This window comes from Bilophila sp., assembly GCF_057864385.1.
Window position 1 is genome coordinate 1 of record NZ_DBMAFI010000048.1, and the last position, 12,413, is coordinate 12,413.

Here is a 12,413-nt window from a genome sequence, read left to right on the forward strand (position 1 = left end):
TTGAAATTCCAAAGGGGTAAAAATATCCTTCAATCATGGAGTCCATCAGCGAAAAACTGGAGAAAAAATCTGTATTTCCAGTATGCTGTAGAGATAAAATAGCAATATGCTAGGTTGTGTCGCCGATTAAGTTTAACTATTTGAAATTATTTAATAATATTTTACAACTTAAAAATATTTAATAATTTCAATATATTATATAAAAATAAAAATATAGCCTATACGAGCGCCAAAGTTTTTGGGGAATGCTCAGCTCAAGAAAAAGGTATAGACCCAGATGCCCGCGTTGATGACCATAGCAAGGAAGATGGCGGCGGAGGCCATATCCTTGCCGCGTTTGACGTGTTCGTTCCATTCGGTGGTCACGAGATCGAAGGATTCTTCGTCGGCACTGTTGAGCAGCTCCACGACCATGACCCCGATCCAGCCGCCGAGCACCAGCAGCCATTGTCCGGCGTCTTTACCCGTTACGGCAAGCAGGGCTGCCAGAACAACCAGTACGAGCACCTCATGCCGGAACGCCTGCTCGCCTTTCCACGCGAACACGAGGCCGGACAGGGAATTTTTGGTGGCTCCCATCAGATGCTTGGGATTGATGAATCGGGGCATAGCTTTCTCCCGTTTTCCTTTCAAAACGCTGCCGATGTGTCTACAGGTTACGATAACTGCCTAAAATACAAGCCTCTGCTATGAAATATGGCTGATATATCCACACAACATGATGAACATGCAGTGCTTTTATACAAATATCCTCTTGGCGGGCTCCATGATTGAAACACTTGGCTCTGTCATAGCATAAGTTGTTTCATCTCCACAGCACAGTGAAAATATGGCCTTTTTCTCCAGTTTTTCCATTGGCGGAATCCACGGCTAAGGCATTTTGTCGGTTAATCCTTTTGGACTTCAAGCAAAAAGCACCAACCGTTTTCTATGAAGCAGCTAACCATTTCATTACGTATCCCTTTTGGAGTCCCAAGAAAGGGTATATCAACCGAGTACCACGGCACAGCCGAATGCAAAAGTCTTAGGAGAGGAAGGGGAGGGGTGTGGGGAGGGGAAGGAGAAGCCCTTCTTCAGAAGGGTTCTCCTTCCCCTCCCCACGTCTCTTTCCCCCCCAACTAATGCGCATCGCCCCAGTTCCCGGCGGCGCCCCAGTCGGCCTTGAGGGGCACGTCAAGGACGATCCCGCCGGGACGGACGTTTGCCATGAGCGCGGCGACACGTTCCCCGGCCTCCTGCGCGGCGGCTTCGGGGACTTCAAGCAGCAGTTCGTCGTGTACTTGCAGCAACAGCTTGGCGTCCAGAGCGCGCAGGGGAGCGTCACCGTGCACGGCAAGCATGGCGAGCTTGATGATGTCCGCAGCGCTGCCCTGAATGAGCGTGTTGATGGCCTGACGCCGGGCGAGCGAACGCGCCTGCTGGCTTTCGGCCTGAATGTCCGGCAGGGGGCGGCGGCGTCCGGCAAGCGTGGTGACATAGCCCTGCTCGCGGGCCATTTCCTCGACGTTCTCGTAGAAGTTCTTGAGCCCCTGCAAGCGTTCAAAATAACGGGCCATGAACGCCTTGGCCTCTGACAGCGGGATTTTGAGCTCCTGCGCCAGCTTCTGCGGGCCCATGCCGTAGATCAGCCCGAAGTTGATGGTCTTGGCGTTGCGGCGCTGATCCGGGGTGATCTCGGAGGGCGGGGCGTCGAAGAGGAGGCTGGCTGTGCGGGCGTGGATGTCCGCGCCCTCGCGGAAGGCCGCCAGCAGCGTCTCGTCGCGGGAAAGATGCGCCAGCACCCGAAGCTCAATCTGCGAATAGTCCGCCGAGATGAGCTTTTTGCCTTCCGGCGCGGTAAAGCAGGCCCGCATCCGGCGGCCAAGCGTTCCGCGCACCGGGATGTTCTGGAGGTTCGGGTTGCTGGACGAAAGGCGGCCCGTGGCGGTGGCAAGCTGGTTGAACGTGGTCCGGATGCGTCCGTCGCCGCCCATGAGCCGGGGCAGCGGCTCCAGATAGGTCGAGCGCAGCTTTTCCAGCTTGCGGAACTCAAGGAGCGCGTCCACCACCGGATGGTGGCCGGAAAGTTTTTCCAGCACGTCCTGAGACGTTGAGGCTTGCCCGCCGCGCGTCTTGCCGGAAATGGGGAGCTTCAGGCGGTTGAACAGCACGTCCCCAAGCTGCTGTGCGGAGCGGATGTTGAACGGCCCCTGCGCTTCGCGGTAGACGTCCTCGGTGATGCGATCCAGATCCTTCTGCACTTCCTCCAGAAAACCGGCGAGGGCTTCGGCGTCGAGCTTGACGCCCGCGCTTTCCATGTCCGCGAGCACCGGGATGAGCGGCAGTTCCAGCGTCTTCATGAGTTCGACGAGGTGCGCGCCGGACAGCCGCTTAAGCAGCTGGTCGGTCATGGCAAGGGCGAGGAGTCCGGGATTGGCCGCCGAAAGCCCAAGCGCCGTGCCCCAGCGGGCGGACAGCTTGGGCCAGCCGTAGTCGCGATCCTCCGGCTCCAGCAGGTAGCTGGCGAGCCCAAGATCAAACCATTTTTCCGAGGGGATGCGCCGCCAGTCCGCGTGTGTGTGCAGCAGCGCCTTGACGTCCGGCGCGATCACGAATTTCGCCTTGAGCAGGCGATCCACGAGCTTGGGCGTCAGGCCGGTATAGACGATTTCCTTATCCCCGACGGCGACGGCGAGTTCGCCGTGCCCGCCGAGCACCGCCACGGGGTTGCCTTCCAGCGCGTCGAAGAAGGGATCGGAGGCGTCGCGGAGACGCTGGCGCGGTTCGGCCTTGGGCGTGTCGAGCAGGGAAAGCTGGCGCATGGGGCCGCCTTTCCCGGAATCCACCGTTTCCGGCGTATCGTGTTCCACGGCGACGCGTCCGTCGCGGATGAGCGTGGCGAGTTCGCGTTCAAGGGAGCTGAGCTCGAATTCACGGAGCAGGGTGGCGGCCTCCTGCCGGTTCACCGGGCGCACGCGCATGGCGTCGAGCGTGAGGGAGGCGCAGCGGGTGGTGTCCAGCGTAGTGAGCTGGCGGTACAGGAACATGGCCTCAAGCTGCCCGTCGAATTTTTTTTGCAGGGCGGGCTTCATGGAGGCGAAGCCGTCCCGGATGGCCTCCAGCGAGGCATACTCGTGGAACAGCTTTTCCGCCGTCTTCGGCCCCACGCCGCGGACGCCGGGGATGTTGTCGCTGGAGTCTCCGATGATCGCCTGCACGTCCGGCCATTGCGTGGGCTTGAGGCCCGTCTCTTCCTCAAAGCTCTTGAGGGTGACGATTTTTTCATCCTTGCTGGCAGGATCCCACATCATGACGTTGTCATGCAGGCACTGCTTGAGATCCTTGTCGGTAGCCACGAGGATCACCGGGCGTTCCTCGCGGTAACGCTTGGCGAGCGAAGCGAGGCAGTCGTCCGCCTCGCAGTTGTCGGAGACTTCAAGGTGCAGGCCGAGCGCCTTGATGAGCCGATGGATGGGATCGATCTGCTTGATGAGGTCTTCCGGGGTGGCGCTGCGCTGGGCCTTGTACAGCGGGAACAGCTCATGCCGGAAGTTGGGGCCGTGCCCGTCGAGCACAAAGGCGAAATGCCTGGGCTGTTCCTCGCGGAGGATGCGCATGAGGATGCGGGCCACGATGAACAGCGCGCTCGTCGGGAACCCGTCCGAACGCTGCATGCTTTGGTTGGCGTAGAACCCCCGGTATACGAAGGCCGATCCGTCCATGAGATAGATCGGCTCCTGATCAAATCGCTGCTTGATGCTCATATTTTCTCCAAGAGGGCGGCCGGGGATTTTTCCCCGCACCCGCTAAACTGCTCCGGCAGGATGTCCGCATCCGGCTCCTCGGAACCGATCCGCTTTTACAATATCCTTCCGAACCCGATCCGCGCCCCGGCCCTTCATCTTCCTAAAATTGGAGAGAGGGGTTCGATGCCGCGCCCCGGCTTTTATCTCCCCAAAACTGGAGATTCGATTCCGTGCCCCGCCCTTCATCTTCCCCAAACAGGAAAGAGAGACTCGATTCCGTGCCCCGGCCTTCATTTTCCGAAGAACCGGAAAAGAGGGATTCGATAAGGTCAAAAGTCTTTGGGGAGAGGAGGAGGGTTTGGGAGGGGGAGGGGCCCTTTCTCCAGAAAGGGCCCCTCCCCCTCCCAAACCCTACTCCTTCCCTTCCGTTATGGCTTCCCGGATGCGGCAGACGCCGCACACCCCGGAGGATGTCGGGTAGCCGCAGACGGTGCAGGGGGCGAGGGCGTCGCCTTCCGCCTTTTCGAGCCCGGCGAAGGCGGAACGCCCGCGCTTGAGGAAGTCCACGTAGAAGGAGAGCTTGCGTCCGGGCATCTCTTCCTCAAGCTGGTTCCAGAGCCCTTTGTAATAGGTGAAGCTCGCGCCCGCGCTGTACGGGCAGGGCGTATGGTGGTGCTCAATCTCTTCAAGGAAGGCGTAGGTCGCGGTTTCAAATTCGGTCAGCCGCCAGAAGGGTTTCACCTTGCGGGCGAAGCCGTCTTCACCGTCGAGGCGCGGGCCCTGATCCGAGAGGTAGCCGACGTCCCAGCGGAGGGTGTTGCTGAACAGGCGGGCGATTTCGTCATCGAGATTGTGCCCGGTGGCAAGGGCGGTGAAGCCTTCCTCAAGCGCCGTCTTGTTGAAATAGTGCCGTTTGATCTTGCCGCAGGCGGAACAGACGGGGCGCTTGAGACGTTGTTTGACCAGCGGGATGGCAAGCCCTTCCCTGGCCATTTCCTTGACGATGAGCTTGAAGCCGTGCCTGCCGCAGAAGCGTTCGATGACCCCGCGCACGATTTCGGACGTGCCGGGGATGCCGAGGTCGATGTGCAGGCCGGTAACGTCATAGCCCTGACGCGAAAGCTCCAGCATGAGGGAGAGGGAATCCTTGCCGCCGGACAGGGCGACGAGGATGCGATCCTCGTGGGTGAACAGCTTTCCGGTTTCGATGCCGCGGGCGACCTGCGCGGAGAAGAAATCCCGGAAGCAGTTTTCACAGAATCCGGTATTGTGGCTCGGCAGGGAGATGATGGCCGTAGCGGACTTGCAGCGTTTGCATATCATGGTGAGGCGAACTCCGGGGCAGGGCGCGGCTGCGCGCTGCGGATTGGATGGCCCGGCGTGAAACCGGTTAACTGGTTTTTCTAGCTGGCGTGCAAGAGCCTTGTCAAGCCGGGAAGATTGGGCGGAACACGCGGCTGCGGCATGATTTTTTTGTGCGGGAAGGGTGATTGTGATCCCGATCACTGCCTTTTTCGGGTAAAGGGAAGAGTATCCGTTGACAAGATGATGTCGTTTCCCCTCAACTTTGGAGGTTTCCATGTTTTGCAATCAGTGTGAACAGACGGCGAAGGGCACGGGCTGTACGGTTATGGGCGTCTGCGGGAAGCTGGCCCCGGTTGCCGATCTTCAGGATCATGTGATCTACGCGCTGCGGCTGCTGTCCCGCACGGCGCTCAAGGCCCGCGCCAAGGGCGTGGTTGAGCAGGATACGGACGATTTTACCGTCCGCGCGCTGTTCTCCACCCTCACCAATGTGAATTTCGATCCCGCGGCCCTTGAAGAAGTCGCCCTGGAAGCCATACGCCGCCGCAAGGCGCTCGCCGCGAAGCTCGGCTGTACGCCGGATACGAGCGACGCGGCCGTGAAAGCCGACTGGGAAAGCATCCGAAAGGTGCAGGCCGGAACCGACCGTTTCAGCGACGACGTGAATGTCCGTTCCGCCATGCAGCTGCTCCTGTACGGGCTGAAGGGCGTAGCCGCCTATGCGGATCACGCGGCGGTTCTCGGCCAGCGTGACCCGGAACTGAACGCCTTCATCTATGAGGCGCTCGCCGCCGGGATGCCGGACAAGGACGGCACGCCGGACAAGGCGCGCAGCCTTGAGGATTGGCTGGATCTGGTGCTGCGCTGCGGCAAGGCCAACCTGAAGGCGATGGAACTTCTGGACGCCGGGAACACCAGGGCGTTCGGCGATCCCGTCCCCACGCAGGTTTCCCTTGGGCACCGCCGGGGCAAGGCCATCCTCGTTTCCGGGCATGATCTCGAAGACCTGTACGAACTGCTGAAGCAGACGCAGGGCACTGGCATCAACATCTATACCCACGGCGAAATGCTGCCCGCGCACGGATACCCGGCGCTCAAGGCGTTCCCGCATTTTGTGGGGCATTACGGCACGGCGTGGCAGAACCAGCAGAAGGAACTGCCCGGCTTCCCCGGCGCGGTGCTGTTCACCACCAACTGTATCCAGAACCCCAAGGATTACGGCGGGAAGGTATTCACCTCCGGCATCGTGGGCTGGCCGGGCCTTGTGCATATCAAGAACCGGGACTTCGCGCCGCTCATCCTCAAGGCGCTGGAGTTGCCCGGATTCGAGGAAGACGCGCCGGGCAAGGAAGTGACCGTGGGCTTCGGGCGCAAGACGCTGCTGGACGCCGCCCCCGCCGTGCTTGACGCGGTGAAGACCGGGGCCGTGCGCCATATTTTCCTCGTGGGCGGCTGTGACGGCGCGAAGCCGGGCCGCAACTACTACACCGAATTTGTGGAGAAGGCCCCGCAGGATACGCTCATCCTCACGCTGGCGTGCGGCAAGTTCCGCTTCTTCGACAAGGATCTGGGCAAGATCGGGCCGTTCCCGCGCCTTATGGACGTGGGGCAGTGCAACGACGCCTATTCCGCCGTCAAGGTGGCGCTGGCGCTGGCCGACGCGCTCAAGTGCGGCGTCAATGATCTGCCGCTCTCGCTGGTGCTGTCGTGGTACGAGCAGAAGGCCGTAGCCATCCTGCTCACCCTGCTCGCCCTCGGCGTGAAGAACATCCATCTTGGGCCGAGCCTCCCGGCCTTCGTATCCCCCGACATCCTCAATCTGTTGGTCGAGAACTGGGGCATCAAGCCCATTTCCACCCCTGAAGGGGATTTGAAGGCCCTTCTGGGATAAACGGCATACGGGGGAGGACGGCGTTTCCCGTGCGGCCTGCGATGCCGCAGGGATACCGCACAGGGGATTGCCGCCGAGACATTCGCCTTTTCGGTGCCTTTCTAAAGATCATTTTATATCTCATATGGTTGAATATAGGTTTCGTTGAAGATGTGAATGTTTCTTGCCACCCCCTTGTTGCCAGCCATAGCGTAAAAGGGACGGGCGCTTTTTCGGAAGCTCCCGTCCTTTTTGCATTTGGTGCCTTTGGCGCGGAAACGCTTGCGCCCAGCGGCGGCCCCGGTGTATTTTTTAGGTTCTGTTATAGTATGTGGTTGTTTCATCTCCACAGTGCGGTGAAAATACGGCCTTTTTCCGGTTTTCCCCTTGGCGGGCTCCACGGCCAAGGCATTTTGCCGGTTATCCCTTTGGAGCTTCAAGGAAAAAAGCATCAGCCATTTTCTATACCACAGCCATATTTTTAAAGAAATACACTGTAAAACAGGAGCTGGCATGTCAAACGAACGGTTGGAAGTGCTCGGTGGCTTGCCGCTGTTTGAGCCGTTGTCCCCGGACGAGCGGGAGCGTCTCGCCGTGGAATGCCGGATGCGTAGGTTTGCGCGCGGGGCGGCTTTGTTCCGTGAAGGGGAGCGCGCCGACGGCATGCACATCGTCCTGCGCGGCGTCGTGAAGGTCGTCCGCTTCGCCACGGACGGGCGGGAGATGGTGCTTCACCTTGTCCGCGGGGGAAACACAATCGGCGAGGCCGCGATGTTCCAAAAGGGGACGTTCCCGGCGTCCGCCGTGGCGGTGGACGACGTGGAAACCCTGTTCCTTCCGGCGGAGGCGCTGTTTGCGCTGGTGACGGAAAACCCGGAGATGGCCTTGCGGATGCTCGCGGCGCTGTCGCTCCGCCTGCGGATGTTCGCGCACAAGCTGGCGGCGCAGGGGCAGGGCGGTGCGGCCTGCCGGCTTGCCACGTATTTGCTGCACAGAAGGCAGATCGGGGGCGGGGACTGCATCCGGCTCGGCGTTTCGCGGGAAGTGCTCGCCAACCTGCTTGGGCTGGCCCGTGAAACGCTTTCCCGCCAGTTGTCCCGGTTCTCCGAGGCGGGCTTGGTCGAGCTGAGGGGAAAGGACATTATCATTCTTGACGTTCCCGCTTTGCAGGCCACTGCCGCAGAAGGAGACAGATAGGCGGAATGCCGGATACGCTCCGGGTGTTCCGGTTTGCGGGGCATGGCAAGGATGATGGGGCCCGATGCAGATACATCAATCCCGACAGCAAATTTGAATGGATGGGCTCGGTTTCAGGGACGGCAATATGGGCCTTTGGATTGCTGAGGCCAGCGGGGGAAACGGAAACTGCTGGATGGCGGTCAACGAAGGCCATGTTGTTCCCGGTCTGGAGGCGTACCTTTCGCCGGGGATTGTTTCAGGCATTGGTATGGCTTCGTGGGTAAGGCCCATTGCGTTGCGGTGGACGGGGCGGCGGGGACTGGCATTCAGCCGTTCCCACAAGGGAAAAGCCGCACGGCGGAACTGCAAAGAGCGAGGGGATTCCTGTGGAACCGCCCGGAATGCCGGGTCGTATCGTCAATGAGATATAATCATTAAAATTATTGGCCCTGTCATAGAGCCTGGTTGTTTTTGTTTCATCAATATATTGAAAATATATGCTTTTTCTTCAATCTTTCCGCTGATGGGCTCTGTGATTGGGAGATTTTATTGGTTATTTCTTTGGAATTTCAAGAAAATAAAGCATCAACCGTTTTCTATGACACAGCCAAATCATTCAACTATTTTTAAAGTTACAAAAGATTGTTTTTAATGGTTTCAAATGGTTGCATGTAACATGGCGACACGGCCTAAGGAGGCGCCATGCGAAATGTCTTAACCTTGCTGGGTGCAGGGCTGCTGGCGGGATGTTGCCTGATGCACTTTCATGTCCCTATTACGGAACAGACACGAACCAACGCCCAAACCTTCGGGAGCCTCGGTCAGCGATTGCTGCCGGATGGCACGCCTCCTGAACGGATCGCCGCGTTCCGGCAATGCCTGAGTGTGGCCTATATGGGGCACTACGGGGAAGGCGAGGCGGGCGCGGCACGGGAACGCGAGGACGGGTATGCGTTGTTTTGGCAGACCCTTATGGCGGCTTCCCCGACATACGACCAATTGGTGGCCTATGACATTCATGCGCGGGGCCGGAAACGATACGAAGCCGATCCGCGTTCTTTCGTGGAGGCGGGCGGGGTATGGGCCCGGATCGTCTTTGAGCGGTGCGGCGCGGGTGTGTTTCCGGACGAGGATCGCTACCGTATGCTCAGCCTTTTTTCGCGCCTTCCCGCATGGTGTGACCCCCTGAAAGGCGTTCCTCCGTCGCCGCGGCATACGGACGGCATGGGGACGCCGTCCATAGGTGGCCCGCAACTTCCATAAAGCAAAGCGCATACCGTTCCCGAAAAGAAACGGCATGCACTCATGCAGAAATATCGGATATGCTAAAACGACGAAGCGGTTCCAGATAGCTATCTGGAACCGCCATTGTTAGCTGGTAGCAAGGGGGAGATTTGAACTCTCGACACTACGGGTATGAACCGTATGCTCTGACCAACTGAGCTACCTTGCCACAGGTTGCTGCCGCAGCAGCGAGGTCATTTAATAAGCGAGTTTGCGGGACTTGGCAAGCTTTTTTTGCAGGAAAATAGCAAAAAATGTAATTTGTTGAATTTTCTATCTTAAATTGTGGCAAGAAAACTGTTTGGGGAACCGTACGCGGATGCGGGCCGTGCCGCATGGCCTTCCTCCTCCCCGGTGATGGCGGGGAAACCGTGCCCTTGATGACGGCAAGCGGCTGGTTCAGCCCTTCTCCCCGCTAATGGCCGGGAAACGGCTTTTTGTCAGGGCGAAATCCCCGTTGTCCAGCGCATGGCTCCGTTATTCGGGATGGCTGTGTTATGGAAAATGGTTGATGCTTTTTTTCCTTGAAGCTCCAAGGGGATAACCGACAAAATGCCTTATCCGTGGCTCCCGCCAAGGGGAAAAACGGAGAAAAAGGCTGTATTTTCACCGCACTGTGGTGATGAAACAACCACATGCTAGAACAGAGCCTTCGGGATACGAAGGCTTCATCTCCACGGTATGGTGAATACGCGGCTTTTCCCCTCGCTTTTTCGTTGGCGGGCACCATGCCGGAGGCATCTTATCCGCCGTTTCTTTGGAACCTCAAGAAATAAGGCATCAACCGTTTTTCATGATGCAGCCTGGGGCCTGTTCGCGCAAACAGAGAATAAACATAACTTGCAAATGGTTATATCTGTTTTGAGCGATGCTGTATTTTCCTTCAACTCTCTTCAGGCATGGGAAAAATGCGGCATAGTGTGAACAGGCCCTACGCGCCCTCAAAGCCCTCCGCCGCCGCAAATGTGGCTGCATTCCGGCAGGGAGAACGTTTTCCGCTTGGGGTACGCCTTTTCTCAGGCGACGGCGCACAGCCAATAGGCCCATGTCACGCCGATCATGGTGGCAGTCCTCAGGAGCTGGTTGCAGAAGATGAGCTTGAAGGCCAGGCCGGGGCTGTAATATCCGGCGTAGGCCGGGAACTGGTGCCGGATGGTTCGCATGGGGGTGGAGAGGATGTTGCCGACGAGCAGGGCGATGATGACTTCCGGGGGGGTAAGCCCGCCCATATGCAGGGCGGAACCCGCGGCGGACAGGGAAGCGCCGATTTCGGCGGCGAGGCTCAGGAGCACGATGCCGAGCGCCTCCGGCCTGATGAACCCGATCCACGGGGTATGCTCGGAAAGCCACGCCTCGGCGGTGCGGAACAGCCCGTAGTGCTGCATCAGGTACATGGCGACGTAGACGGGGATGGTGAACATGACGAGCTTGGGCAGGCGGCGGCGGAACCGTTTCCACGCCTTGAGCGCGGCGCTTTTGAAGGTGACTTTTTCCTGAGGCAGCCGGCACTCGATGCAGGTTTCGCCATGAAGGGGCGGCAGGAGGAAATGCCCAAGGCCCACCGTAAACAGGGTTCGCAGCACGGCCGCCGCGAGGGTCAGCCCCGTATAGACGAGGGCGGGGGCGCCGAGCACGGGCCAGAGCATGAACAGCATGGTCGGCAGGTGGACCATATAGGCGGGCAGGCTGTTGAACAGGTTGGCGAGCACAAGCTCGCGCAGGCTGATTTCACCCTTGGCGTGGCTTTCGGACAGCAGGGCGTTGGCGGCGGCCGGGGAGAAGAAGGCCATGGAGAAGGACGCACCGGCGGCTTCGCGCAGCCGGGCGAGCCGCACCAGCGGCGCGGAAAGGCGGGCGAGGGGCCGCGTCCAGCGCAGCGCCTCAACGATATTGGCGATAAGCAGGCCAAGGCACATGGCGAACAAAAGCCGGGTGAGCGGGCGGCCCAGCGTCAGCCAGAACGGCATCGGATCGGAAGGTATCATGGGGGTCGGATACCACGCTTTCCAAGGAGAGGCCAGCGCGTATTCTTCCGCCTCCCGGCATTGTGTGAAGGCGGGAATTCGTGTAGGTTAAGGCTTGCTCGAAGAGCCCCCCTTTAACCCTCGTAACTCTCCGATTGTCTCGCAAGGAGGTTCCCATGCTGATTCGTGAGTGGATGACCAAGGACGTCATCACCGTGACCCCTGACACATCCATGCTGAAAGCGTCGAAGTTGATGAAGGATCATAATATCCGGCGTCTTCCCGTCCTTGACGGGAAGCGCGTGGCAGGCATCGTTTCCGACAGGGACATCCGGGCCGCCTCTCCTTCCAAGGCGACGACGCTCGATATGCACGAGCTGTACTACCTCCTTTCCGAAGTGAAGGTAAAAGACATCATGACCAGCGATCCGGTCACGGTCTATGACACCGACGCCGTGGACGCCGCCGCCCTGATCATGGAAAACAAGGGGATCGGCGGCCTGCCCGTGGTCGACGGCTCCGGGGAGCTTGTGGGCATCATCACCGATCATGACATCTTCAGGGTGCTGGTGGACTTCTGCGGCGCGAGCAAGGGCGGCCTTCAGCTTGCCTTCATGCTTCCCGACAAGCCCGGCGTGCTGACCCCGATTTTCGAGGCCATCAGCCAGAACGGAGGCAACGTCCTTTCCGTGCTCACCTCGCGCAGCAAGACGCAGGAAGGGAGCAGCCACGTCTATATCCGTCTCCATGCGATGGACTCCGAAAAGGAAAAGGCCCTTATCGAAAATATGAAGAAAGCCATGCCGTTGGAATACTGGATGGATGACGAGTTCCACTGCAACAAGAATTGCTGATTGTTTCGGCTACGGCAGAAAGAGGGAGAGGCTTTCACGGAAGCCTCTCCTTTTTTGTATGGAAAGGAAACATCCCGCTATGCGGGAGGTTCCGAAAAGCTTACGGCTTTACATATGTTATAAAAACTCCTTTTGATTTGTCAGTAAAGCTTGCGGTCTGGCAACTGCAGGCGGCAACAAATCAAAAGGAGGTCACAATGAGTGACGTTCAATAGTTAGCCCACACAAAGCG

9 protein-coding genes and 1 tRNA gene are annotated in these 12,413 nt (G+C 58.9%); 4 read left to right on the top strand and 6 right to left on the bottom strand.

Annotated elements, in window-relative coordinates:
• Window positions 1–249 precede the first annotated feature (249 nt).
• The 3 genes from ACZM8Y_RS13445 to ACZM8Y_RS13455 all read right to left on the bottom strand — a co-directional run bounded on the left by ACZM8Y_RS13445 (window position 250) and on the right by ACZM8Y_RS13455 (window position 5,048).
• Window positions 250–609 carry a diacylglycerol kinase gene (locus ACZM8Y_RS13445; protein ID WP_302554143.1) on the bottom strand — a complete coding sequence of 120 codons (360 nt, stop codon included), beginning with the start codon at window positions 607–609 and terminating at the stop codon, window positions 250–252.
• A 509-nt stretch (window positions 610–1,118) separates the two neighbouring features.
• Window positions 1,119–3,743 carry a DNA polymerase I gene (polA, locus tag ACZM8Y_RS13450; protein ID WP_482330265.1) on the bottom strand — a complete coding sequence of 875 codons (2,625 nt, stop codon included), beginning with the start codon at window positions 3,741–3,743 and terminating at the stop codon, window positions 1,119–1,121.
• Window positions 3,744–4,136: 393 nt separating this feature from the next.
• Window positions 4,137–5,048 carry a PP-loop family protein gene (locus ACZM8Y_RS13455; protein WP_482333894.1) on the bottom strand — a complete coding sequence of 304 codons (912 nt, stop codon included), beginning with the start codon at window positions 5,046–5,048 and terminating at the stop codon, window positions 4,137–4,139.
• Between the two features lie 256 nt (window positions 5,049–5,304).
• Here ACZM8Y_RS13455 and hcp point away from each other — a divergent pair, with 256 nt between their 5' ends.
• On the top strand, window positions 5,305–6,921 hold the full coding sequence (gene hcp / locus ACZM8Y_RS13460) for a hydroxylamine reductase (protein ID WP_482333896.1): 1,617 nt from the start codon (window positions 5,305–5,307) through the stop codon (window positions 6,919–6,921).
• 113 nt (window positions 6,922–7,034) lie between these two features.
• On the opposite strand, the gene ACZM8Y_RS13465 is transcribed toward hcp, so the two are convergent.
• The gene (locus tag ACZM8Y_RS13465) at window positions 7,035–7,415 is read right to left on the bottom strand and encodes a hypothetical protein (protein ID WP_487480134.1); all 381 of its coding nucleotides are present in this window, start codon (window positions 7,413–7,415) and stop codon (window positions 7,035–7,037) included.
• Between ACZM8Y_RS13465 and ACZM8Y_RS13470 the strand changes: the two genes are divergently transcribed.
• Together ACZM8Y_RS13470 and ACZM8Y_RS13475 are read left to right on the top strand one after the other, a co-directional pair.
• Window positions 7,414–8,097, top strand: coding sequence for a Crp/Fnr family transcriptional regulator (locus ACZM8Y_RS13470; RefSeq protein WP_302554453.1), 684 nt, complete (start codon window positions 7,414–7,416; stop codon window positions 8,095–8,097). The two genes, ACZM8Y_RS13465 and ACZM8Y_RS13470, sit on opposite strands and share 2 nt — an antisense overlap.
• A 684-nt stretch (window positions 8,098–8,781) precedes the next feature.
• Window positions 8,782–9,342 (top strand): hypothetical protein, encoded by a 561-nt coding sequence (locus tag ACZM8Y_RS13475; protein ID WP_482333900.1) that lies wholly within the window; start codon window positions 8,782–8,784, stop codon window positions 9,340–9,342.
• A gap of 113 nt (window positions 9,343–9,455) precedes the next feature.
• Here the strand turns inward: ACZM8Y_RS13475 and ACZM8Y_RS13480 are convergent.
• Both ACZM8Y_RS13480 and ACZM8Y_RS13485 read right to left on the bottom strand, forming a co-directional pair.
• Window positions 9,456–9,532: transfer RNA gene (locus ACZM8Y_RS13480), tRNA-Met, on the bottom strand.
• Window positions 9,533–10,379: 847 nt separating this feature from the next.
• Window positions 10,380–11,348, bottom strand: a complete 969-nt coding sequence (locus tag ACZM8Y_RS13485) for a hypothetical protein (protein ID WP_302554438.1) — start codon at window positions 11,346–11,348, stop codon at window positions 10,380–10,382.
• Between the two features lie 155 nt (window positions 11,349–11,503).
• On the opposite strand from ACZM8Y_RS13485, the gene ACZM8Y_RS13490 reads away from it, so the two are divergent.
• Window positions 11,504–12,181, top strand: coding sequence for a CBS and ACT domain-containing protein (locus ACZM8Y_RS13490; protein ID WP_302554439.1), 678 nt, complete (start codon window positions 11,504–11,506; stop codon window positions 12,179–12,181).
• The last annotated feature ends 232 nt before the right edge of the window (window positions 12,182–12,413 follow it).